We start from the raw sequence: 21,825 nt of genomic DNA, 5'->3' as shown, positions 1-21,825 counted from the left end.
TAACGTCCCAGGGGGAAATCCATGTCCGACCAGGCCCAGGCCGCCGAACGCGCCGAGCGTCCGGGCTACCGCTACTACGTCCTGGCGGTGCTGATCCTGGTCTATATGCTGAACTTCCTGGATCGGCAGATCATCGGCATTCTGGCCGCGCCGCTGAAAGAGCATTTCCAGCTGACGGACAGTCAGTTCGGCCTTCTGGGCGGCATCGCCTTCGCCTCTGTCTATTCGACCCTGGCCATTCCCCTGGCCTGGCTGGCCGACCGGTTCAGCCGGGTGTGGATCATGACCGGCGCCCTGGCGGTGTGGTCGGGCTTCACCGCCCTGTGCGGCGTCGCCGGCTCGTTCGGCCAGCTGTTCCTGTTCCGCATGGGCGTCGGCGTGGGCGAGGCGGGCGGCGTGGCCCCGGCCTATTCCCTGATCGCCGACTATTTCCCGCCGCACCAGCGGGCGCGCGCCCTGGCCGGCTTCGCCTTCGGCATTCCGCTGGGCACGGCGGCGGGCACCCTGGTGGGCGGCCTGCTGGCGGCGGAATACGGCTGGCAGACCGCCTTCATCGTCGTGGGCCTGGCCGGTCTGGTGATCGCGCCCATCCTGCGCCTGACCGTGCGCGATCCGAAACGCGGCGGTACGGACATCGCCAAGCCGGTTCCGGCCGAAGGCGCGGCCGCGCCGGCCGTCGCCATCCCCGGCAAGGGCTGGCTGGCCGGTCAGATCATGCTGGGTGTCGGCGTCGCCCTGATGCTGCTGGCGGCGGCGGGACAGTTCGGCGTTCTGGCCGTCGGCAATCCGCTGGTCATCGCCTTCGCCGGCGGGCTGAGCCTGGTCATTTCGGCGTCCTTCTTCATCGCGCACCGGACCTGTGCGGTCATCATGCGCAAGCCCAGCTTCTGGCTGCTGGCGCTGGGGGCGGCGTCGTCTTCGGTGTGCGGCTATGGGGTGGCGGGCTGGCTGCCGCTGTTCTTCATGCGCAGCTTCAACCTGACCCTGCCCCAGGTCAGCTGGTACTATTCCGGCATCGCCCTGATCGGCGGCCTTCTGGGCATCTGGCTGGGCGGGATGATCGCCGACAAGCTGTCGAGGCGCGGCAAGGGCGCCTATCCGCTGACGCCGGCGGTGGCCTTCATGATCTCGGCCCCGCTGTTCATCGCGGCGATGAATTCGCCGTGGATCATCGGCCTGGTCCTGCCAGGCGGGGGTACGCACGCCCAGCAGCTGGCCCTGGCCTTCGTCATCTTCCTGGTGCCCACGGGCCTGAACCTGGCCTGGCTGGGGCCGGTGACGGCGGCGGTGCAGCATCTGGCCCCGGCGCCCATGCGCTCGACGGCGTCGGCGGTGTTCCTGCTGCTGAACAACCTGTTGGGGATCGCGGTCGGCTTCTACTATTTCGGCTGGATGAGCGACCTTCTGGCGCCGCGTTTCGGCGACGAGAGCCTGCGCTGGGCCATCTACACCGGCATGGGCTTCTATGCGCTGGCCTCGGCGCTGCTGGTGGGGGCGTCGCGGACGCTGAAACGCGACTGGGTGGATTGATCGCCGCTCTGCCGGTTGCACCTGCGAAGGCGGCGCGCCTATAAGCGGCCCCGACCTTCCTGACCAATCGGCGGCGATCCCATGAATATCCACGAATACCAGGCCAAGCAGCTTCTGAAGGGCTATGGCGCCCCCGTCGCCGACGGCGTGGCCATCACCGCCGCCGATCAGGCCGAGGCGGCCGCCAAGCAGCTTCCCGGCCCGCTGTATGTCGTGAAGTCCCAGATCCACGCCGGCGGGCGCGGCAAGGGCAAGTTCAAGGAACTGGGCGCCGAGGCCAAGGGCGGCGTGCGTCTGGCCTTCTCGATCGAAGAAGCCGTGGCTCATTCCAAGGAGATGCTGGGCAACACCCTGGTGACCGCCCAGACCGGCGACGCCGGCAAGCAGGTCAACCGCCTGTATATCGAAGACGGCGCCGACATCGACCGCGAACTGTATTGCTCGCTGCTGGTGGACCGCGGCACGGGCCGGGTCTCGTTCGTCGTCTCGACCGAGGGCGGCATGGACATCGAGGCGGTGGCCCACGACACGCCCGAGAAGATCGTCACCGTCGACATCGACCCCGAGGCGGGCGTGACGCCGGCGAACGTGGCCGAGATCAATGCGGCGCTGAAGCTGGACGGCGCGGCCGCCCAGGACGGCGAGCATCTGTTCCCGACCCTGTATCGCGCCTTCGTCGAGAAGGACATGAGCCTGCTGGAGATCAACCCGCTGATCGTCATGCAGAACGGCCGCCTGCGCGTGCTGGACGCCAAGGTCAGCTTTGACGGCAACGCCCTGTTCCGCCACCCGGACATCCGCGAACTGCGTGACGTGACCGAGGAAGACGCCAAGGAGATCGAGGCCTCGGAATGGGACCTGGCCTATGTCGCCCTGGACGGCAACATCGGCTGCATGGTCAACGGCGCCGGCCTGGCCATGGCGACGATGGACATCATCAAACTGTACGGCAAGGAGCCGGCCAACTTCTGCGACGTCGGCGGCGGCGCCAGCAAGGAGAAGGTCGCGGCGGCCTTCAAGATCATCACCAAGGACCCGGCGGTCCAGGGCATTCTGGTCAACATCTTCGGCGGCATCATGCGCTGCGACGTCATCGCCGACGGCGTGGTCGCGGCCGTCAAGGAAGTGGGCCTGAAGGTGCCGCTGGTCGTGCGCCTGGAAGGCACCAATGTCGCCGAGGGCAAGCGCATCCTGAACGAATCCGGCCTGGCCATCACGGCCGCCGACGATCTGGACGACGCGGCCCAGAAGATCGTCGCGGCGATCGGCTGATCGTGAACCCCGCCCTGACCCTCGCAGGGCTGATGCTGCTGACGATCACCGGATCGTCGGCGGCCCAGACGCCTGCGCCGGACCAGATCGCCGACCTGAACCGCATCTGCATCGCGGCCCAGGGCGACAGGGCGCGTGCGGCGGAACTGGCGCAGGCTGCGGGCTATTCGCAGACCCCGCCTGAAATGGTCCCTGAACGTCGCAACATGCGCGACATGGTCGGCTTCATGAAGACCGACGCCGAACAGGCGCGGATTGTCCTGCTTGGACGCAGCACCCGCCGTCTGGGACGTGAGACCGTCACCCTGAACCTGTGCGCCGTTTCGGCGCGACCTGCCGATTATCGCGCCTTGCAGACGCGGTTGCGCCAGATGATCGGCTTCGACGAAGTGCGCGAAGGCGGCGGCGATGGCGACACCTGGGCCTGGCTGGCCCAGGATGGCGGCCGCGCCCCGGTCCGCAATCTGAATGACGCCAACGCTTCGAGCCTGGCCGCGACCGGCCGATTGCGCATCGTCAATCTTCAGCGTGAAGGCCCAGGCGCCGCCCTGATCTACGCCACCGCCGTCGCCGAAGACTGATCGGCCCGAAATTTCTCCCGACAACGAGCACCCGAAATGTCCATCCTCGTCGACAAGAACACCCGCGTCATCGTCCAGGGCCTGACCGGCAAGACCGGCACCTTCCACACCGAACAGGCGCTGCGCTACTACGGCACCCAGATGGTCGGGGGCGTGCATCCGGCCAAGGGCGGGACCAACTGGAGCGGCTCGGAAGGCGAAACCCTGCCGATCTTCGCCTCGGTCGCCGAAGCCCGCGAAAAGACCGGCGCGGACGCCAGCGTCATCTATGTGCCGCCGGCCGGCGCCGCCGACGCCATCATCGAGGCCATCGACGCCGAAGTGCCCTTCATCACCTGCATCACCGAGGGCATTCCGGTGCTGGACATGGTGCGGGTCAAGGCGCGGCTGGACCGTTCCAAGTCGCGCCTCCTGGGCCCCAATTGCCCCGGCGTCCTGACCCCCGAAGAGTGCAAGATCGGCATCATGCCGGGCAGCATCTTCAAGAAGGGCAATGTCGGCATCGTCTCGCGTTCGGGCACCCTGACCTATGAGGCCGTGTTCCAGACCACCAACGAGGGCCTGGGCCAGACCACGGCCGTCGGCATCGGCGGCGACCCGGTCAAGGGCACCGAATTCATCGACGTGCTGGAGCTGTTCCTGGCCGACGACGCGACCGAATCCATCATCATGATCGGCGAGATCGGCGGCGGGGCCGAGGAAGACGCGGCCCAGTTCCTGATCGACGAGGCCAAGAAGGGCCGCAAGAAGCCGATGGCCGGTTTCATCGCCGGTCGCACGGCGCCTCCGGGCCGCACCATGGGCCACGCCGGCGCGGTCGTCTCGGGCGGCAAGGGCGACGCCGAATCCAAGATCGCGGCCATGGAGGCGGCGGGCATCCGCGTGTCGGCCTCGCCGGCCCGCCTGGGCGCGACGCTGGTGGAAGTGCTGAAGGGTTAAATAGGGCCTTTCCGGGTCGGGCGCGGCGCGCATCCCTCTCCCGCTTGCGGAAGAGGTGGCCCGTCGATCGCGTAGCGATCCAGGGTCGGAGAGAGGAGTCTTCTTGTCTTGAAGGCATTCCCCCATCGTCATGCGTCCCGCTTCGCGTGACGGCACGACACTTCCCCCGCAAGCGGGGGAAGGATGTGCGCCTGTCGGTTCGGCCGTCGGTTTTCGAAAGTGGCCGCCCATCGGGCCTGCGCCTAGTCTCGACCTGAACCTTGGAGGGCGGGCGATGATCGGCATCTGGGCGGCGGCCATTGTGCAATCGGCGGCGATGTCGCCGGCGACCACGGGCGATCTGGCCCTGGATACGTTCCGCGCCGCCTGCACGCCGTATCGCCAGGATTACGCCGCCATGAACGCCGCCCTGGAGGCCGAAGGCTGGCGCCGGGTCGGCGAAGACGATCATCCCGAACTGGCGGCGGTCCAGGCCGCCGCGCGCGCCGAGATGGACGACCCGGACATGCCGGAGATGACGCTGGACCAGACCCTCTGGGGCCGGACCGTCCAGGGGCGTCGCTTCTATGTCGTCACCAGTCGCATGGACGCCCTGATCGGCGAAACCCGGGATCGGGACGGCGACGGCGTCATCGCCGAGCACGAACAGGCGACGGAGTTCGATCAGATCAGCTGCGGCCTGTGGGATTTCGATGCGGTCGAACCCGTCGCGCCCGGCGCCATGACGGTGTGGACGGCCAGCCTGCCGGTGCAGAGCTTCGACCTGCCGGGCCAGATGATCGGCGGAACCTGGAACGTCTATGACATGATGCCGGGCACGGCCGAGATCCATGTCGGCTTCATTCCCGAAGGCAGTCCCTTCGTCGAGCGCGTGCGGTTCACCGGCCTGTCGATTGTCATGTCCAGCGCGCCGCTGGACGACGAGACCGGAACGAAGGGCGAAAATCCGTAATCGGACGCGAAATTCCGGTTCCCGACGGTGAAATTGTCCCTCTTGGCCCCCATTCGGCCATGACCCCTGAGGAAACACGGCCTATATGGTCAGGGTCGCCACGCGCGCACGGGCGCGCGCCCTCCTGATCGGGCGACATGGGACTGACGAGAACGATGGCTGACGACGCCGGGCGGCTGAACCAGGTCTTTGCCGAGACCTCCTTCCTCTACGGCTCGAACGCCGCCTTCATTGAGGATCTGCATGGCCGATGGGCCGCAGACCCGGCCTCAGTGCCGGGCGAATGGCGCGCCTTCTTCGACCAGCTGCGCGACAATGCCGAGGTGGTTCAGGCCGCCGCCGGCGCGGGCGGCTGGGGCCGTTCGGTCACCGCGGATCCGACCGAGGAGACCGGCGTGTTCGACGGCCGCTGGCCGGCGCCGAAACCGGACCCGAAGGCCGCGGCCAAGCCTGCCGCCGCCCCTGCTGCGGCTGCGGCTCCGGCGATGTCGGCCGACGCCGTACGCGCGGCGGCCCAGGATTCGATCCGCGCCCTGATGCTGATCCGCAGCTATCGCGTGCGCGGCCATCTGGGGGCGACGCTGGACCCGCTGGGCATCGAACTGCCGGCGAACAACCCCGAGCTGACGCCCGAATTCCACGGCTTCACCGCCGCCGACATGGACCGGCCGATCTTCCTGGACGGGGTTCTGGGGCTTGAGACCGGCACGATCCGCGAGGTGATGGCGCGGCTGAAGGCCACCTATTGCGGCAATATCGGCGTGCAGTTCATGCATATCGCCGAGCCGGAGGAGAAGGCCTGGCTGCAGCAGCGGTTCGAGGGCGACGCCCGGTTCGACCGCAACACCTTCACTCGTGAAGGCAAGCTGGCCATCCTGAACAAGCTGATCGAGGCCGAGGGCTTCGAGCGGTTCCTGCACAAACGCTTCCCCGGCACCAAGCGGTTCGGCCTGGACGGCGGCGAGGCCATGGTTCCGGCGCTGGAGCAGGTGATCAAGCGCGGCGGCAATCTGGGCGTCGATGAAATCGTCCTGGGCATGGCCCACCGGGGCCGCCTGAACGTGCTGGCGGCGGTGATGGGCAAGCCCTATCGCGCCATCTTCCACGAGTTCCAGGGCGGCTCGACCGTGCCCAGCGACATCGACGGATCGGGCGACGTCAAATACCATATGGGCGCCAGTTCGGACCGGTCGTTCGACGGCAACAAGGTCCACCTGTCGCTGACCGCCAACCCGTCGCACCTGGAAATCGTCAATCCGGTCGTTCTGGGCAAGTCGCGCGCCAAACAGGCGTTCGACATCCGCGAGGCCAACGCCGGCGAGCCGGAGGAAAGCTGGGTTCTGGACCGCACCAAGGTGGCGCCGCTGCTGATCCACGGCGACGCGGCCTTCGCCGGCCAGGGCGTGGTGGCCGAATGTTTCGCCCTGATGGGGCTGAAGGGATACCGCACCGGCGGCACCCTGCATTTCGTCATCAACAACCAGATCGGCTTCACCACCAGCCCGCGCAACTCGCGCAGCTCGCCCTATCCATCGGACGTGGCCCTGATGGTTCAGGCGCCGATCTTCCACGTCAACGGCGACGATCCCGAAGCCGTGACCTTCGCCGCCAAGGTGGCCACCGAGTACCGCCAGAAATTCCACAAGGACGTGGTGGTGGACATGTTCTGCTACCGCCGCTTCGGTCACAACGAGGGCGACGACCCGACCTTCACCCAGCCGGTCATGTACCGGAAGATCAAGGACCAGCCCTCGACCCGCGAAATCTATTCGCGCCGTTTGGTCGCCGAAGGCGTGATCACCGAGGCCGAGGTCGAGGCCGAGCTGGCCCGGTTCGAGGCCTTCCTGGACGCCGAGTTCGACGCCGGCAAAGGCTTCGAGGCTAAGAAGGCCGACTGGCTGGACGGCCAATGGACCGGCATGGGCCTGGCCGAAGGCGAGGAGCGTCGCGGCCAGACCGCCGTGCCGGCCGAAAAGTTGCAGGACCTGGGCGCGCGGCTGACGACCATTCCGAACGCGGTCGACACGCACAAGACGCTGAAGCGGGTCATCGACGGCCGGCGCGAAGCCGTGTCCAGCGGCCAGAACATCGACTGGGCCACGGCCGAGAGCCTGGCCTTCGCCAGCCTGCTGGACGAAGGCTTCCCGATCCGCCTGTCGGGCCAGGATTCGGTGCGCGGCACTTTCAGCCAGCGCCATTCGGGCATCATCGATCAGACGACAGAGGCCCGCTATGTCCCGCTGAACAACCTGCGCGAAGGTCAGGCCTATTTCGAGGTGATCGATTCGGCCCTGTCCGAAGAGGCGGTGCTGGGCTTCGAGTATGGCTACTCCCTGGCCGACCCCAACACCCTGGTGATGTGGGAGGGCCAGTTCGGCGACTTCGTGAACGGCGCCCAAGTGGTGATCGACCAGTTCATCAGCTCGGGCGAACGCAAATGGCTGCGGATGAGCGGCCTGACCATGCTGTTGCCGCACGGCTATGAGGGCCAGGGGCCGGAGCATTCGTCGGCCCGTCTGGAGCGGTTCCTGCAGGCCTGCGCCGAAGACAATATGCAGGTCGCCAACTGCACCACCCCGGCCAACTATTTCCACATCCTACGTCGCCAGATGCAGCGGCCGTTCCGCAAGCCGCTGATCCTGATGACGCCCAAGTCGCTGCTGCGGCACAAGAAGGCGGTCTCGACCCTGGCCGACATGGCCGAAGGCTCGGCCTTCCACCGCGTGCTGCACGACGACGCCCAGACCCGGCCCGATGTGGCGGGGATCAGCCTGAAGGCCGACGCCGAGATCCGCCGTGTCGTCCTGTGTTCGGGCAAGGTCTATTACGACCTCTTGGAGCGCCGCGAGAAGGACGCTGCCGAGGGCAAACCGGTCAACGACGTCTACATCCTGCGGCTGGAGCAGTTCTATCCGTGGCCGATGAAGTCGCTGATGACCGAACTGGCCCGCTTCCCCAACGCCGAACTGGTGTGGTGCCAGGAAGAGCCCAAGAACATGGGCGGCTGGACCTTCGTCGATCCCTGGCTGGAGCTGACGCTGGACAAGCTGGACATCAAGGCCAAGCGCGCCCGCTATGTCGGCCGCCCGGCCTCCGCCTCGACCGCCGCCGGCCTGATGAGCCGGCACCTCGCCGAACTGAACGCCTTCCTGACCGAAGCCTTCGCCTGACCTGAAAGCGCAAAGACATGGCCGATATCCTGACCCCCGCCCTGGGCGAATCCGTCACCGAAGCCACCATCGCCAAATGGACCAAGAAGGCCGGCGATCCGGTGCTGAAGGACGAACTTCTGGTCGAGCTTGAGACCGACAAGGTGTCGCTGGAAGTGGTTTCGCCCGCCGGCGGCGTGCTGAGCGCCATCAACTTCAATGAAGGCGACACGGTCACGCCGGGCGCCGTCCTGGGCGTGGTGTCCGAAGGCGACGTCGCCGCCCCGGCCAAGGCCGATAAGCCCGCCAAGGCCACCAAGGCCGAGGCCAAACCCGCCGCCGCCGCTCCGGCCGCCGCCAGCGTCGACATCCCGGTGCCGACCATGGGCGAAAGCGTCGCCGAAGGGACCATGGGCGCCTGGAACAAGAAGTCCGGTGACACGGTGGCCAAGGATGAGCTGCTGGTCGAGATCGAGACCGACAAGGTGGCCGTCGAGGTGTCGGCCCCCGCCGCCGGCGTGCTGACCATCACCGCCGACACCGGCGCCAGCGTCACGCCCGGCCAGTCGATCGGCAGCATCGCGGCTTCGGATGGCGGTCAGGCCGGCAGCGGCGCGCCGGCGGCCGCCGCGCCCGCCAACACCGGCTCGGCCCAGGTCGCCGCTTCGGACGGCCCGCACCTGTCGCCCGCCGCCGCCCGCGTCGTGGCCGAAAACAACCTGGACCCCAAGGCCATCGCCGCCACCGGGCCCAAGGGCAACATCACCAAGGGCGACGCCCTGAACGCCATCGGCGCCGCTCCCGCCGCGGCGGCGGCGGCCCCGGCGCCTGCGCCCGCCGCTCCGGCCGCGCCGCGCGCCGACCAGCCGCGCGAGGAGCGGGTGAAGATGACGCGCCTGCGTCAGACCATCGCCCGTCGCCTGAAGGAATCGCAGAACACGGCCGCCCAGCTGACCACCTTCAACGAGGTGGACATGACCAATGTCATGGCCCTGCGCACGCAATACAAAGACGTCTTCGAGAAGCGCCACGGCGTGAAGCTGGGCTTCATGAGCTTCTTCACCAAGGCGGTCGTCGCCGCCCTGCACGAAATCCCGGCCGTCAACGCCGAGATCGACGGCACGGACATCATCTACAAGAACCACTACGACATCGGCATCGCCGTCGGCACCGACAAGGGTCTGGTCGTGCCGGTGCTGCGCGATGCGGACACCCTGTCGCTGGCGGGGATCGAAAAGGGCATCGCCGCCCTGGGCAAGGCGGCCCGCGACGGCGCCCTGACCCTGGACCAGCTGCAGGGCGGCACCTTCACCATCACCAACGGCGGCACCTATGGCTCGCTGATGTCGACGCCGATCCTGAACGCGCCGCAGTCGGGCATCCTGGGCATGCACAACATCGTCCAGCGGCCGATGGCCATCAACGGCGAGGTCAAAATCCGCCCGATGATGTATCTGGCCCTCAGCTATGATCACCGCATCGTCGACGGCAAGGAAGCCGTGACCTTCCTCGTGCGGATCAAGGAGCTTCTGGAAGACCCGCAGCGCGCCCTGCTGGATCTGTAAGGCCGGACGGCCGGAGGGCGGGCGATGGCGCTGGTCGAGATCGCCCGTTTCCAGGACGTCTATGAGGCCGATCTGGCCGCCGCCTTCCTGGCCTCGCACGGGGTCGAGGTGACGGTGACCGAGCGGCTCCAGACCACCATCGACCCCCTGATGCAGCGCGCGCTGGGCATCCGCCTGATGGCGCCCGCCGCCATGGCCGACGCAGGCCGCGACCTGCTGGCCCGCGCCCAGGCCGGAGAGTTCGCTTCGGACGAGGGTGACGACCTGCCGCCGCGATCCTTCGCCGCCGGGACGGCGGGCGTTCTGATGGCTGCTGCCGCCTTTGCGGGCGGCGGCTTCTGGGGCTCCAGCCTGCCGCGCCGGTTCCGGCCCTTTCCCTGGCTGGGCATGGGCTTGTCGATCCTGCTGTTCTCGGCGGGCGTCGGGGTGATCTGGGTCGCGACGAAGCTGATTCTCGACCCGCCCTGAACGCGCCTGTCGCCGTAACACGGCCAATGTCGAGAAAGTACTTTACACTGCAAAGTTCTTGGCGCATCTATTCCGGCATGGAGCGCGGTCGATATCGCGCCAGGAGGATCGACATGACCCACGAGAACGACATCGCCGACATCGCCTATGTCCGCGCCATGGCCGAGGAAGGCCGCTACGCGCCGCCGTTGAACGGCCCGATCATGGTGGCCGCCGCCCTCATCTTCGGCGCCGCCAGCCTGGGCCAGTGGGCGATCCAGAGCGGCCTGGTCGACGTCACCCCCTGGGCGCAGTTGTGGGTCTGGCTGGCGGCGGGCGCCGCCTTCACCGTGGCCCTGGTCTTCCTGATCCGCAGCGCGCGGCGCAAGCCGGGCGCCGACACAGTGCGCAACAACGCCATCAGCGTGGCCTGGTCGGGGGTGGGCTATCTGATCTTCACCGTCTGGCTGTCGATGATGGCGGTGGGCTTCAGCACCGGCGACTGGAACGCCATGAAGCTGATGCCGTCGCTGGTCTTCGCCGCCTATGGCGCGGCCTGGCTGGTCGCGGCGGCCATGAGCGGGATCAAATGGATGAACGCGGTGGCCCTGTTGTCGTTCGGCGGCGCTGTGGCCATGGGCGCCATGGCCGACCGGGTCGAACTGTATCTGGTCTTCGTCGGTCTTCTGATGCTGGTCGCCCTGCTGCCTGGACTGGTGCTGATGCGTCGGGAAGCCGCGCGGGGCGTCTGACCATGGCCGATGATTTCGACATCGGCCGGATCGACGATGTGATCCATGGCCGGATGCGCCTGGGGATCATGGCCTATCTGTCCACCGCCGAATGCGCCGACTTCGGCACGCTGAAGGCCCGGTTGCAGGCCACCGACGGCAATCTGTCGGTCCACCTGCGCAAGCTGGAGGAGGCGGGCTTCATCGCCGTGACCAAGAGCTTTCAGGACCGCCGCCCCCTGACCCAGGCGCGGATCACCGAGGCGGGGCGCAGCGCCTTCGTGGCCTATCTGGACGCCATGGCGGGCCTGGTTGCGGGACGGGCGGTTCAAGACTGACGCGCGTTGGGATAAGCAGGCGCCATGACCGCGCGCCTGCACCCCTTCGACGCCATCGACAACGCCCGCGACTATGGCGACTACGCCACCGCTGCGGGCCGCCGCATCCGGCCCGGCGTGCTTTACCGCACCGCCCACCACGCCCGCGCCAGCGATGCGGATCTGGCGCGGATGGGCGGATGGGGACTGGACGCCGTGGTGGACCTGCGCCGCCCCAGCGAACGGCGCCAGCAGCCGTCGCGCCGCCCGCCGGGCTTCGCCGGACAGGTGCTGGAGATTTCCCACGACGACGGGGGCGAGGCGCCGCACATCGCCTTTTTGAAGTCCGCCGACCTGACCGAGGATTCGGGCCGCGCCTTCATGACCCGCGTCTATCGCAAGATGCCGTTCGACCCCGGCCACCGTGATGTGTTCAGCCGCTATTTCCGCGCCCTGGGCGAGGGGCAGGGGGCGGTGGTCATCCACTGTGCGGCGGGCAAGGATCGCACCGGCCTGCTGGCGGCCCTGACCCATACGCTGCTGGGGGTGCACCCGGACGACCGGGTTCAGGACTATCTGCTGACCAACACCGCCGTCGATCTGGCCGGACGGGCGCCGGCGATCGCGCGCCAGATTCGCGAAATGACCGGACGCGACGCCTCGGACGCCGCCGTCACCGCCTTTCTGGGAGTCGAGGCCGCCTATCTTGAGGCCGCCTTCGCCGCGCTGGATGATCAATACGGCTCGGCCGAGGCCTATCTGGAACAGGCGCTGGGGGTGGACGCGGCCCTGCGCAACCGGATCGCGGCGCGGCTGGCGGCCTGATGACGGTCACGGTCCGGCGGCCCCTGGCGTGGCGCGAGCCCCTGGCCGTTGCGGCCGGACTAGCGCATCGGGACGGGGCGCTGGCGCTTCTGTCGGACGGCGGGCCACACGGGCGCCGGACCTGGATTGGGGCCGAGCCGGACCGGGTCTTCGTCGGCGATGCGGACCCGCAGGCGCCGTTCGATCATCTGCACGATTTCGGGCCGGGCACGGTGGGGTTGGCGTCCTATGACCTGGGGGCGCGGCCCGCGACCGGCGCGCGTCAGGCGGTGTGGCCGGACCTGATGCTGGCGCGATATTCGGCCCTGCTGGCCTTTGATCTGCATGACCGCCGCCTGATCGCCATCGGCCAAGGCGACGACGAGCCGGCCGCCCAGGCCGCCGCCGACCGCGCCGCGGCCTGGTTGGAAGCCGACGTCATCCAACCGCCGCCGCCCGCCGAAACCTTCGCGGCCGAGGCTGACGGCGCCGCCTATCGCGCGGCCGTGGCCGATGTGGTGGCCCGCATCGGGGCGGGCGAACTGTTTCAGGCCAATATCGCCCGCGCCTGGAGCGGGCGGCTGAAGCCCGGGGCCGATCCGTTCGACGTTTTCCTGCGGCTTCAGGCCGGACGGGCGTCCGCCTATGGCGCCTTCTGGCGGATGGGAGATCGGGTGCTGGTGTCCAACTCGCCCGAACTGTTCCTGGATTTCGACGGCGAGCGTATCGTCACCCGGCCGATCAAGGGCACGCGGCCGCGCGGAGCCGATGCGGCCGCCGACGCCGCCCTGAGCGCCGAACTGGCCGCCAGCGCCAAGGACCGGGCCGAGAATTTGATGATCGTCGATCTGATGCGCAACGACCTGGCCCGCGCGGCCCGGCCGGGCACAGTGCAGGTCGAACGCCTGTTCCAGATCGAAAGCCTGCCGACCGTGCATCATCTGGTCTCGACCGTGACGGCCCAGGCGGCGCCCGGCGTCGGCCCGGCCCAGGTTCTGGCCGCCGCCTTTCCGCCCGGCTCGATCACCGGGGCGCCCAAGCATCAGGCCATGAAGGTGATCGCCGCCCACGAGGCGCCGCGCGGCGCCTGGTGCGGGTCTTTGTTCCTGTTGGCGCCCGACGGCGGGCTGACGGCCTCGGTGCTGATCCGCACGGCGACCTTCACCCGTGATGAAGGCGGCTGGGGCTTCCGCACCCTGGCCGGGGCCGGCATCGTCGCCGACAGCGACCCGACCGCCGAACTGGCCGAAACCGACGCCAAGATCCGCGCGATCCGCGAGGCGCTGACCGGCGACTAGTTGGTGTTCAGCGTGACCTGTTCGGTCAGGCGCGGGCGCAGGTAATAGGTGTGCGAGAAGCGCGTGATCTTGGGCATCAGATAGTCGACGGGCGAATCGTAGTCATAGGTCGCCTCGCTCATGATGATGCTTTCGCCCTTGTCGATCAGGCCGTCGGGAAGGGTGACGACCTGATCCTTGGCCCGCGCGCTCCAGCCCTTGCCGCGGCTCCAGCTGACCTTGGCCACCCCCTTGCTGTCGCGCGTCACCTGCGAGATGCGCAGCTTCAGCGGCGTGGCCGAATAGGGCTTCATGATCAGGCCGCCGATCTCGAAGGCGTCATCGACCTGGGCCGGGCTGATCATGTCGGCCTGGGCCACCAGATCCGCCACCATGGCCGATGCGTGGCCCATCCGCTTCTGGGCCATATAGCCCTGACAGAATTCGGCCAGGCCGAAATAGAAGGCGATCATGATCGGCGCCAGAAGCGCGAACTCTACCGCCGACACGCCGCGACGGTCGCCCAGCAGCCGCCGCGCCAGCCCCGCGCGCCTGTGAACCCGCGCCGCCATCAGTCGTAAGGCTCGTTGCGGAAGGCGGTGGTGGCGGTCAGCATGGACTTGCCGTCCTTCAGTTTCGACAGGCCCTGAGACAGGAAGGGCGTCAGAAGGGTGTGCTGATACCAGGCGCGCACCAGCATGATGTCGCCCGGCTTGCCGCCGTCATAGTCGGCCACGGCCGGGTTGAATCCGGCGCCCGACAGGGGGTCCGGCACAGTCGGGTTCTTGAACTGAGGGATGCGGCGCACATCGACCGTCACCTTGGACGCGCAGTCGCCCGAGAAGATGCTCATGCGGCTGCACAGGCTGGTTTTGAATTTGGCGGCGTTGAAGCTCTGGGCCTCGGCCTGGCCGGTGCGGACCAGCCGGCCCGTCTCGATGGCGGCGTTTTCCAGCACCGAATCCAGCACGAAGACCAGCGCCAGCTCCAGCACCGCGAACATCATGAAGAAGAACGGCAGGGCGACCATGGCGAATTCGACCGCCGCCGACCCCTCGCGGGCGCGACGGCGGCGACGCTGATCCAGGCGGAGGCCGCGCCCCATCGCGATCAGGGGACCGGCGCGGCCGCCGGCGTCGCGGCGCCGGGGGCGGAGCGGATGCTGGGCGCGCACGAGGCGCCACAGGCCATCTCGGTCACCTGGGCGCCGCGCCAGACGCGCACGGCGCCGGTCGATCCGCCGGTGACGACGACCTGACTTTGAAACAGCGGACGGCCGATGGCGTCGACGGCCACGACCTCGGTCACGCCATAGCCCTTGCCGGTGATGTACAGGGTGTTGGCGTCCACCACGGTGACGTCGGCGATCGCGGGATTGCCGACGATGACCGATGTGGCGGCGCCGCGCAGGGTCACCCGTTCCGATCGGTCGATCTCGACATTCATGGGCCGGCTTTGCGCCACGGCGGCCGAGGCGAGGGCGGTCGCGACCAGGGCGGCGACGAAGGGCAGGGGTCTCATGGGCCGGGCTCTTTGACAGGCTGCGCATGCGCGCGAAGACCCGCGCAAGATCGCGCGCAAACCTCAACAAATCCTGAAATGCGCAGCGTAATAGTAAACGCGGCGAAAACCATTTCTGAAAACTATGAGCTTACGTTTGCTTTACTTGGCTTTAAGTCGGCTGCGGCATGGTGGGGTCACACGGGGAAAGGCGGACCAACCGACCCGCCCCGATGGTGGAAATCGAAGAGTTCGCTGACAGAAGGATGTTACCCATGACCAAGTTCGTTTCGCGTTTCATGCAGGACGAGTCGGGCGCCACGGCCATCGAGTACGGCCTGATCGCGGCTCTGATCGCCGTCGTCATCATTTCGGCCGTCACGGCCCTGGGCGAGACCATCAAGGTCAAGTTCAATGAAGTCGTGACCGGCATGGGCGGCACCGCCGGCGCCTAAGGCTCCGACGACACGTCTTGAAACCGGCGAGGGCCGGGGTGGAAACGCCCCGGCCCTTTGCTTTTCCGGTCTCGAACAATATTCGTGGTGAATATCCAAGTAACCAATCCCGAAGACCTGACCTTAACGCATATGGGCGAAAGTCACCGTGCGTTTTGGGGGTCAACGGGTGACCGGCTCCTCCCCCAGTCAGTTGCTCCAAGACCTCATCGAGAAGGATATAAAATGACCAAGTTCGTTTCGCGTTTCATGCAGGACGAGTCGGGCGCCACGGCCATCGAGTACGGCCTGATCGCGGCTCTGATCGCCGTCGTCATCATTTCGGCCGTCACGGCCCTGGGCGAGACCATCAAGGTCAAGTTCAATGAAGTCGTGACCGGCATGGGCGGCACCGCCGGCGCCTAAGGCTCCGACGACACGTCTTGAAACCGGCGGGGGCCGGGACGGAAACGTCCCGGCCCTTTGCTTTTGGGCGCGGACGGCAACCCGGCCTTAACGCGCCCGGGTCTAGGGTGATGGCCATGGATATGCTGACGCTCCTGTTGCTGGCGGTCATGCCGGCCCTGGTCATCGTGGCGGGCCTGCGGGACCTGACGACCATGACGATCCCGAACTGGATTTCGGCCGCTCTGATCGTCGCCTTCTTTCCGGCCGCCCTGGCCAGCGGTCTGGACTGGGCCTCGGTGGCGGCGCATGTCGGCGTGGCCCTGGCGGCCCTGTTCGTGGGGGCGGGCATGTTCGCCCTGCGCTGGATCGGCGGGGGCGACGCCAAGCTGATCGCCGCGGCCTGCCTGTGGCTGGGGGTCACCGGCTCGGGCATGTTCCTGCTGTGGACCGGTCTGGCGGGCGGAATCTTCTGTCTGATGCTGATCTTCGCCCGCGCCTACGCCCGGCCCTATGTGGTCGGGGGGCAGGGCTGGTTTCCGCGCCTGATGGAGCCCAAGGGCGACATTCCTTATGGGGTGGCCATCGCCATCGGCGCCCTCTTGGCCTATCCGGCCTGCGATCTGGTGGCCGGTTTCGCCTCAGGCGTGTGAGCCGGCGGCGGTTTAGGAGCGCGTTAACCCGCGACCTTCACTCTCGTTAACCGGCAGGAGTCGCGCGAATCGCGGCCCGGCCGGAGATCGCTGATGAAACCCGCCAAGATCGCCGTAATCTGCATCGCCGCCGTCTCGGCCATCGGCCTGGCGCTGGTGGTGCGCGCCATGGGATCGTCCGGCCAGCCCGTCTCGGCCGCCGCCGCCGCCCCGCCCGCCGATGTTCGTCCCATGGCCAAGGTTCTGGTCGCGGCGCGCGACCTGACGCCGGGCCGCCGCCTGACCGACGCTGATCTGGCCTGGAAAGACTGGCCGGTGGACGAGGTGAACCCCGCCTTCATCACCGACGGATCCGTTCCCATTCCCGCCGCCGAAGGCGACGCCGAGGCCAAGCCGGCCGCCGCCGCCGCTGCTCCGCCTCAGGGCGCCGTGGCCCGCGTGGCCCGGGCCGCCGCCAATGTCGCCAGCGGCGGCGCCAAGTCCGACTATTTCGGTTCGGTCGTGCGCGAGCCGATCCTGGCCGGCGAACCCATCGTGGGCCGCAAGATCGTGCGCGCCGGGGACAGCGGCTATATGGCCGCCTATCTGGAGCCGGGCATGCGGGCCATGGCCATCCGCGTCAATGTCGAGACGGCGGCGGGCGGCTTCATCCTGCCGGGCGACCGGGTCGATCTGGTGCTGACGCGCGAGACCAATCTGGCCAACATCGGCGCCAGCGAGGGCGACCGGTCCAAATTCACCTCGGCCACCGTGCTGCAGAACATCAAGGTCCTGGCCATCGACCAGTCGACCCGCGCGGGCGACGAGGAGCAGGCCGTGGTCGGCGCCACCGCCACCCTGGAGCTGGGGCCGCGCGACGCCGAGGCCCTGGCCCTGGCCAAGTCCGAGGGCGAACTGAGTCTGGTGCTGCGTTCCTATGCCGACGCCACCGGGCCTTCAGGCCGGGTGCAGGCGACCCGCCAGGCCAGCGCCGTTCGGGTCTATCGCGGCGGCGCGCCGGAAGTGGTGGTGGTCCAATGAGCCGTTCGGTCAAAGCCGTCTTCGGCGCCGCCCTGATCGCCCTGGCGGGCATGCCGCCGTCGATGGGCCTGGCCCAGACCCGGTCGGCCGTGGTCGCGGGCGAACAGCCGCGCCTGATCAACCTGCCGCGCGGATCGTCGTTCGCGGTCGATCTGCCGGGCGATGCGCGCGACGTCATCGTGTCCAATCCGCAGGTGGCCGAGGCCATGCTGCACAGCCCGCGCCGGATCACCGTGATCGGCCTGGCGCCGGGCGAGACGGACGCCGTCTTCCTGGACGCCGCCGGCCGCACCATCCTGGCCCTGAGGGTTCGGGTCGACGCCGGGACCAGCGCGCTTCAGGACACCCTCAGCCGCATCGCGCCGGGCAGCGACATCCGCGCCGAAGCGGTCAACGACACCATCATCCTGACGGGCCTGGCGGCCAGCCCGGCCGACGCCGCGCGCGCCCAGCAGGTGGCCCGCGCCTTCGTCTCGGCGCCGGAAAAGGTGCTGAACATGATCAGCATCGCCGGTTCGGATCAGGTGACGCTGAAGGTGCGCGTGGTCGAGATCCAGCGCACAGCCATCAAGCAGCTGGGCTTTGACACCAACGCCGTTCTGGGCCGGGTGGGCGAGGCGCAGGGCATCTTTGGCCAGGCGGCGACCTTTGCGGTGAACGGCGGCCTTCTGGGCGGTTTCACCGGCGGCTATTTCAACGATTCGACGGTCCAGCCGCAGATGCTGGTGCCGTGCTCGGGCGGGCTGGATCCGAACGCGCAGTGTTTCCAGATCATCCGCGGACCCAATGATCCCGGCGGCATCGGCAACTGGGATACGGCTCAGCCGCGCGCGACCGTCGGCGACGACGGGCTGAACAAGGGCGAGGCCACCATCAAGGCCTTTGAACGGGTCGGTCTGATCCGCACCCTGGCCGAGCCGAACCTGACCTCGGTCAATGGCGAAGAGGCGTCCTTCCTGGCGGGCGGCGAGTTCGCCATCGTGGTGGGCCGCGACGATCGCGGCACCATTCTGACGGAATACAAGCCCTATGGCGTGAACCTGTCGTTCCGGCCGATCGTGCTGAGCGAGGGCCGCATCTCGATGCAGATTTCGGTCGAGGTGTCGGAGCTGACCAACGCCGGGGCGGTGACCATCGGCGCCGGCACGCCCAACGCCATCAGCCTGGCGGGCCTGAATGTCCGGCGGGTCCAGAACACGGTCGAGCTGCCGTCGGGCGGCTCGATGATGATCGCGGGCCTGCTGCAGGAAAACACCCGCCAGAACATCGACAGCTTCCCCGGCCTGATGAGCGTGCCGGTTCTGGGCAGTCTGTTCCGGTCGCGCGACTATCAGTCCGGCGAGACCGAGCTGGTGGTCATCGTCGAACCCTACATCGTCCGGCCGACCGCTCCGGGCCGGATGCAGACGCCGGCCGACGGCCTGCGCATCGCCTCGGACGCCCAGACCATCTTCTTCGGCCAGCTGAACCAGGCCTATGGTTCGCCCGCGCCGACCGCCCAGGGAACCGGCTGGCAGGGCCCGGCCGGCTATGTGATCGAGTGAGGACGCCCATGATCCGTCGCATCCGTCCGACCCTGCTGCTGGCCAGCCTGGCCGCCCTGACGGCCGCCTGCGGAGGCGCGCCGGCCGATCTGGGGCTGGAGCAGCCGCTGACGCCGCTCAGCCGCTATACGCTGCAGGTCGAGCCGGGCGTGGACCGCATCGCCCTGGCCGTGCACGACGGCGGCATGTCCGCCAACCAGCAGGCACATCTGGCCCAGCTGGTCAGCCGGTTCCTGGTCGAAGGCGCCCCGTCCATCGTCATCGAGACGCCCCAGGGCGGCGACCCGGTCGCCAACGACATGGGCTGGCAGGTGCGTAGCGCGCTGATCGCCGCCGGCGCGCCCGAAAGCCGCGTCCAGATCGTCAGCTACGCCGCGCCCGATCCGCGGGCGCCGGTCCTGGCCGGGTTCGAGACGGTGCGCGCCGTCGTGCCGCAATGCGGAACCCAGTGGGGCAATCTGACCCGCTCGGCCAACAACACCACCTCGGCCAATTTCGGCTGCGCGGTCACGGCCAATCTGGCGGCCCAGATCGCCAATCCCCGGGACATCGTGCAGCCGCGCGGCATGACCCCGGCCGATGCGGGTCGCCGCTCGGTCGTCTTCGACAGCTATCGCGCGGGCGAAAGAACCGCCGCCGAACGGGAAGAACTCCTGACCAACCGACGTGTCTCACGAGCGGTGGAATAGGAATGAGCAACGCCTACGCGCAAAACCCCTACGACGCCTTCGACGAGTTCGACCTGGACGCCGATTTCGCCGATGCGTCGGCGCCCGGCGGCTTTCCGGCGGCCGATGGCGACATCAATCCGCGCGAGCCGCTGCAGTTCACCGCCATGGGCGGGGCGCCGGCGACGGTTCCGGCCCAGCCCGCCGCGCCGGCCTTCAATCCTGTGGGCGAGCTGGTGGCCGGCGCGTCCCAGGCCCTGGCGCCCGCCGGGCCGGCCATCGGCGAAGTGTCGGTGCCGCGCATCGCCATCCATGTCTTCGCCGAACGTCAGGACACCCTGGCGGCGGCCGAGCGTGCGGGCCAGGACCGTCGCCTGTCGCGCGCCACGACCCAGATCCGCGTCGGCGGGGTCGCCGCCGCCGTCGAGGCCTATCAGCACGAACCCACCCCGCCCCTGATCGTGGTCGAAAGCCTGGCCGATCCGCACAGCCTGCTGCACGAGGTCGATCGCTTGGCCGAGGTCTGCGATGTCGGCACCAAGGTGATCGTGGTCGGACCGACCAACGACATCATCCTGTTCCGCGAACTGATGCGGCGCGGGGTCAGCGAATATCTGGTGGCGCCTCTGCAGCCGCTGCAGCTGATCTCGGCCATCGGCGGCCTGTTCGCCGATCCGGCCCAGCCCTTCGTCGGCCGGTCGATCGCCTTCGTCGGCGCGCGCGGCGGGGCCGGCGCCAGCGCCGTGGCCCACAACACCGCCTATGCGATGAGCGAGCGGATCGGCGCCAATACCGTCATCGTCGACTATGATCTGCCGTTCGGCACCGCCGGGCTGGACTTCAACCAGGACCCGCTGTCGGGCGTGGCCGACGCCCTGGGCCAGCCGGACCGTCTGGACGCCACCCTGCTGGACCGGATGATGGTCCGCTGCACGGATAAACTGAGCCTGTTCGCCGCGCCCGCCACCCTGGACGCCGACTGGGACATCGGGGCCGACGCCTTCGAAGAGGTGACCACCCGCATCCGCGCCACGGCGCCCTTCGTGGTGCTGGACCTTCCGCACCTGTGGTCGTCGTGGATGCGCCGCACCCTGATCTCCGCCGACGAGGTGGTGGTGGTGGCGACGCCGGATCTGGCTTCCTTGCGCAACGCCAAGAACATGATCGACCTGATCCGTCACGGCCGTCCGAACGACGCGCCGCCGCGCCTGGTGCTGAACCAGGTCGGCATGCCCGGCCGCCCCGAGATCCCGGCCAAGGATTTCGGCGAGGCGCTGGGCGTCCACCCCAGCCTGATCATCCCCTTCGACGCCAAGGTCTTCGGCGCGGCCGCCAACAACGGCCAGATGATCCTGGACGCCGCCGCCAAGTCCAAGGTGGGCGAGGCCTTCCAGACCCTGGCCCAGATCGTCTCGCGCCGCGAGATGCCGCTGCTGTCGGCGCCCGGCAAGGCCAAGGGCGAAAGCAAGTCGTTGTTCGCCAATCTGTTCAAGAAGAAGGGCTGACGAAAGCCCGTGTTCGGCAAGCGCACAGGAGCCCCCGGCGGACCCGCACCGGCGCCCTATCCGGCGCCGGCCGAGCCTGCGCACGCCCCGGCCCAACCGCAACAGGGCGTCCAGACCGAAGCCTTCGCCTTCGGCGCCGAGACCGCCCTGGCGCCCGAACCCGCGCCGGTCGCGCCGCGCCCTGAAGCCGCCGACCGGCTGGACGCCCTGGCGGCCCGGCCCAAGCCCCAGCCCGCCGCCGCGCCCACCCCGGCCAAGCCCGGCGCCGGCCCCAAGCCGACCGCCGGCCTGGAGCAGCTGAAGAAGGCCCAGGCCGTGGCCGAGATCGTCCGCGAGCAGTCGGACTATTACCACGCCACCAAGACGACCATCTTCAACGCCTTGATGAACACGATCGATCTGGCCCAGCTGGCCCAGCTCGATCCCAAGGCGGCGGCCGAGGAAATCCGCGACATCGTCGCCGAACTGGTGGCGATTAAGAACGTCTCCATGTCGGTGGCCGAGCAGGAGCATCTGGTCCAGGACATCGTCA

Annotated in this window: 22 protein-coding genes and 1 pseudogene; 20 read left to right on the top strand and 3 right to left on the bottom strand. The window is 68.4% G+C overall.

Annotated elements, in window-relative coordinates; genetic code table 11:
* Window positions 1–21: 21 nt before the first annotated feature.
* From Q0581_RS11140 to Q0581_RS11085, 12 genes are all read left to right on the top strand, one after another.
* The gene (locus tag Q0581_RS11140; protein WP_298700296.1) at window positions 22–1,530 is read left to right on the top strand and encodes an MFS transporter; all 1,509 of its coding nucleotides are present in this window, start codon (window positions 22–24) and stop codon (window positions 1,528–1,530) included.
* An 81-nt stretch (window positions 1,531–1,611) separates the two neighbouring features.
* On the top strand, window positions 1,612–2,802 hold the full coding sequence (sucC, locus tag Q0581_RS11135) for an ADP-forming succinate--CoA ligase subunit beta (RefSeq protein ID WP_298700294.1): 1,191 nt from the start codon (window positions 1,612–1,614) through the stop codon (window positions 2,800–2,802).
* A gap of 2 nt (window positions 2,803–2,804) precedes the next feature.
* Window positions 2,805–3,383 carry a hypothetical protein gene (locus tag Q0581_RS11130; protein WP_298700292.1) on the top strand — a complete coding sequence of 193 codons (579 nt, stop codon included), beginning with the start codon at window positions 2,805–2,807 and terminating at the stop codon, window positions 3,381–3,383.
* A 36-nt stretch (window positions 3,384–3,419) separates the two neighbouring features.
* Window positions 3,420–4,322, top strand: a complete 903-nt coding sequence (gene sucD / locus Q0581_RS11125) for a succinate--CoA ligase subunit alpha (protein WP_298700290.1) — start codon at window positions 3,420–3,422, stop codon at window positions 4,320–4,322.
* 274 nt (window positions 4,323–4,596) lie between these two features.
* Window positions 4,597–5,274 (top strand): hypothetical protein, encoded by a 678-nt coding sequence (locus tag Q0581_RS11120; RefSeq protein ID WP_298700288.1) that lies wholly within the window; start codon window positions 4,597–4,599, stop codon window positions 5,272–5,274.
* A 155-nt stretch (window positions 5,275–5,429) separates the two neighbouring features.
* The gene (locus Q0581_RS11115) at window positions 5,430–8,444 is read left to right on the top strand and encodes a 2-oxoglutarate dehydrogenase E1 component (RefSeq protein WP_298700286.1); all 3,015 of its coding nucleotides are present in this window, start codon (window positions 5,430–5,432) and stop codon (window positions 8,442–8,444) included.
* 17 nt (window positions 8,445–8,461) lie between these two features.
* A complete protein-coding gene (odhB, locus tag Q0581_RS11110; protein WP_298700284.1) occupies window positions 8,462–9,988 on the top strand; it encodes a 2-oxoglutarate dehydrogenase complex dihydrolipoyllysine-residue succinyltransferase in 1,527 nt (508 codons plus the stop codon).
* A gap of 24 nt (window positions 9,989–10,012) precedes the next feature.
* Window positions 10,013–10,456, top strand: a complete 444-nt coding sequence (locus Q0581_RS11105) for a hypothetical protein (RefSeq protein ID WP_298700282.1) — start codon at window positions 10,013–10,015, stop codon at window positions 10,454–10,456.
* Window positions 10,457–10,569: 113 nt separating this feature from the next.
* Window positions 10,570–11,187, top strand: a complete 618-nt coding sequence (locus tag Q0581_RS11100; protein ID WP_298700280.1) for a hypothetical protein — start codon at window positions 10,570–10,572, stop codon at window positions 11,185–11,187.
* Between the two features lie 2 nt (window positions 11,188–11,189).
* Window positions 11,190–11,504: a transcriptional regulator gene (locus Q0581_RS11095; protein ID WP_298700279.1), complete on the top strand. Its 315-nt coding sequence runs from the start codon at window positions 11,190–11,192 to the stop codon at window positions 11,502–11,504.
* A 24-nt stretch (window positions 11,505–11,528) separates the two neighbouring features.
* Window positions 11,529–12,308 carry a tyrosine-protein phosphatase gene (locus Q0581_RS11090; RefSeq protein ID WP_298700278.1) on the top strand — a complete coding sequence of 260 codons (780 nt, stop codon included), beginning with the start codon at window positions 11,529–11,531 and terminating at the stop codon, window positions 12,306–12,308.
* A complete protein-coding gene (locus Q0581_RS11085) occupies window positions 12,308–13,585 on the top strand; it encodes an anthranilate synthase component I family protein (protein ID WP_298700276.1) in 1,278 nt (425 codons plus the stop codon). The genes Q0581_RS11090 and Q0581_RS11085 overlap by 1 nt, the downstream gene beginning before the upstream one ends.
* On the opposite strand, the gene Q0581_RS11080 is transcribed toward Q0581_RS11085, so the two are convergent.
* From Q0581_RS11080 to Q0581_RS11070, 3 genes are read right to left on the bottom strand one after another with little or no spacing between them, the layout of a single operon-like run.
* Window positions 13,582–14,136 carry a TadE/TadG family type IV pilus assembly protein gene (locus Q0581_RS11080; RefSeq protein WP_298700275.1) on the bottom strand — a complete coding sequence of 185 codons (555 nt, stop codon included), beginning with the start codon at window positions 14,134–14,136 and terminating at the stop codon, window positions 13,582–13,584. The genes Q0581_RS11085 and Q0581_RS11080 overlap by 4 nt on opposite strands.
* Window positions 14,136–14,669 carry a TadE family protein gene (locus tag Q0581_RS11075; protein WP_298700273.1) on the bottom strand — a complete coding sequence of 178 codons (534 nt, stop codon included), beginning with the start codon at window positions 14,667–14,669 and terminating at the stop codon, window positions 14,136–14,138. The genes Q0581_RS11080 and Q0581_RS11075 overlap by 1 nt, the downstream gene beginning before the upstream one ends.
* A gap of 5 nt (window positions 14,670–14,674) precedes the next feature.
* Window positions 14,675–15,085, bottom strand: a complete 411-nt coding sequence (locus tag Q0581_RS11070; protein WP_298700271.1) for a pilus assembly protein N-terminal domain-containing protein — start codon at window positions 15,083–15,085, stop codon at window positions 14,675–14,677.
* A gap of 254 nt (window positions 15,086–15,339) precedes the next feature.
* On the opposite strand from Q0581_RS11070, the gene Q0581_RS11065 reads away from it, so the two are divergent.
* From Q0581_RS11065 to Q0581_RS11030, 8 genes and pseudogenes are all read left to right on the top strand, one after another.
* Complete coding sequence (locus tag Q0581_RS11065) at window positions 15,340–15,519, top strand: Flp family type IVb pilin (RefSeq protein ID WP_298700268.1); 180 nt, start codon at window positions 15,340–15,342, stop codon at window positions 15,517–15,519.
* 225 nt (window positions 15,520–15,744) lie between these two features.
* Window positions 15,745–15,924: a Flp family type IVb pilin gene (locus Q0581_RS11060; protein WP_298700268.1), complete on the top strand. Its 180-nt coding sequence runs from the start codon at window positions 15,745–15,747 to the stop codon at window positions 15,922–15,924.
* A gap of 116 nt (window positions 15,925–16,040) precedes the next feature.
* Window positions 16,041–16,556, top strand: a complete 516-nt coding sequence (locus Q0581_RS11055; protein WP_298700266.1) for a prepilin peptidase — start codon at window positions 16,041–16,043, stop codon at window positions 16,554–16,556.
* A gap of 93 nt (window positions 16,557–16,649) precedes the next feature.
* Window positions 16,650–17,576 (top strand): Flp pilus assembly protein CpaB, encoded by a 927-nt coding sequence (gene cpaB / locus Q0581_RS11050; protein ID WP_298700264.1) that lies wholly within the window; start codon window positions 16,650–16,652, stop codon window positions 17,574–17,576.
* Window positions 17,573–19,120 carry a type II and III secretion system protein family protein gene (locus tag Q0581_RS11045; RefSeq protein WP_298700263.1) on the top strand — a complete coding sequence of 516 codons (1,548 nt, stop codon included), beginning with the start codon at window positions 17,573–17,575 and terminating at the stop codon, window positions 19,118–19,120. Before cpaB ends, Q0581_RS11045 begins: the two co-directional genes overlap by 4 nt.
* An 8-nt stretch (window positions 19,121–19,128) precedes the next feature.
* Window positions 19,129–19,809, top strand: a complete 681-nt coding sequence (locus tag Q0581_RS11040) for a CpaD family pilus assembly protein (RefSeq protein ID WP_298700262.1) — start codon at window positions 19,129–19,131, stop codon at window positions 19,807–19,809.
* A 2-nt stretch (window positions 19,810–19,811) separates the two neighbouring features.
* Window positions 19,812–21,293, top strand: coding sequence for a cellulose synthase operon protein YhjQ/BcsQ (locus Q0581_RS11035; RefSeq protein WP_298700260.1), 1,482 nt, complete (start codon window positions 19,812–19,814; stop codon window positions 21,291–21,293).
* Between the two features lie 147 nt (window positions 21,294–21,440).
* A pseudogene (locus Q0581_RS11030) lies at window positions 21,441–21,825 on the top strand (CpaF family protein); the annotation flags it as partial.

It is taken from the genome of uncultured Brevundimonas sp. (assembly GCF_937863155.1).
In the GTDB taxonomy this organism is placed as follows: domain Bacteria; phylum Pseudomonadota; class Alphaproteobacteria; order Caulobacterales; family Caulobacteraceae; genus Brevundimonas.
This window is presented reverse-complemented; position numbering and strand designations above follow the sequence as displayed.

Excerpts from the sequence above, each read along its gene's own strand:
- Q0581_RS11040 (WP_298700262.1), top strand. The coding sequence starts at position 19,129 with ATGATCCGTCGCATCCGTCCGACCCTGCTGCTGGCCAGCCTGGCCGCC.
- Q0581_RS11035 (WP_298700260.1), top strand. The coding sequence starts at position 19,812 with ATGAGCAACGCCTACGCGCAAAACCCCTACGACGCCTTCGACGAGTTC.
- Q0581_RS11065 (WP_298700268.1), top strand. The coding sequence starts at position 15,340 with ATGACCAAGTTCGTTTCGCGTTTCATGCAGGACGAGTCGGGCGCCACG.
- Q0581_RS11070 (WP_298700271.1), bottom strand. The coding sequence starts at position 15,085 with ATGAGACCCCTGCCCTTCGTCGCCGCCCTGGTCGCGACCGCCCTCGCC.
- Q0581_RS11105 (WP_298700282.1), top strand. The coding sequence starts at position 10,013 with ATGGCGCTGGTCGAGATCGCCCGTTTCCAGGACGTCTATGAGGCCGAT.
- Q0581_RS11100 (WP_298700280.1), top strand. The coding sequence starts at position 10,570 with ATGACCCACGAGAACGACATCGCCGACATCGCCTATGTCCGCGCCATG.
- Q0581_RS11115 (WP_298700286.1), top strand. The coding sequence starts at position 5,430 with ATGGCTGACGACGCCGGGCGGCTGAACCAGGTCTTTGCCGAGACCTCC.
- Q0581_RS11060 (WP_298700268.1), top strand. The coding sequence starts at position 15,745 with ATGACCAAGTTCGTTTCGCGTTTCATGCAGGACGAGTCGGGCGCCACG.
- Q0581_RS11090 (WP_298700278.1), top strand. The coding sequence starts at position 11,529 with ATGACCGCGCGCCTGCACCCCTTCGACGCCATCGACAACGCCCGCGAC.
- Q0581_RS11140 (WP_298700296.1), top strand. The coding sequence starts at position 22 with ATGTCCGACCAGGCCCAGGCCGCCGAACGCGCCGAGCGTCCGGGCTAC.
- sucD (WP_298700290.1), top strand. The coding sequence starts at position 3,420 with ATGTCCATCCTCGTCGACAAGAACACCCGCGTCATCGTCCAGGGCCTG.
- odhB (WP_298700284.1), top strand. The coding sequence starts at position 8,462 with ATGGCCGATATCCTGACCCCCGCCCTGGGCGAATCCGTCACCGAAGCC.
- sucC (WP_298700294.1), top strand. The coding sequence starts at position 1,612 with ATGAATATCCACGAATACCAGGCCAAGCAGCTTCTGAAGGGCTATGGC.
- cpaB (WP_298700264.1), top strand. The coding sequence starts at position 16,650 with ATGAAACCCGCCAAGATCGCCGTAATCTGCATCGCCGCCGTCTCGGCC.
- Q0581_RS11075 (WP_298700273.1), bottom strand. The coding sequence starts at position 14,669 with ATGGGGCGCGGCCTCCGCCTGGATCAGCGTCGCCGCCGTCGCGCCCGC.
- Q0581_RS11085 (WP_298700276.1), top strand. The coding sequence starts at position 12,308 with ATGACGGTCACGGTCCGGCGGCCCCTGGCGTGGCGCGAGCCCCTGGCC.
- Q0581_RS11055 (WP_298700266.1), top strand. The coding sequence starts at position 16,041 with ATGGATATGCTGACGCTCCTGTTGCTGGCGGTCATGCCGGCCCTGGTC.
- Q0581_RS11120 (WP_298700288.1), top strand. The coding sequence starts at position 4,597 with ATGATCGGCATCTGGGCGGCGGCCATTGTGCAATCGGCGGCGATGTCG.
- Q0581_RS11080 (WP_298700275.1), bottom strand. The coding sequence starts at position 14,136 with ATGGCGGCGCGGGTTCACAGGCGCGCGGGGCTGGCGCGGCGGCTGCTG.
- Q0581_RS11045 (WP_298700263.1), top strand. The coding sequence starts at position 17,573 with ATGAGCCGTTCGGTCAAAGCCGTCTTCGGCGCCGCCCTGATCGCCCTG.
- Q0581_RS11095 (WP_298700279.1), top strand. The coding sequence starts at position 11,190 with ATGGCCGATGATTTCGACATCGGCCGGATCGACGATGTGATCCATGGC.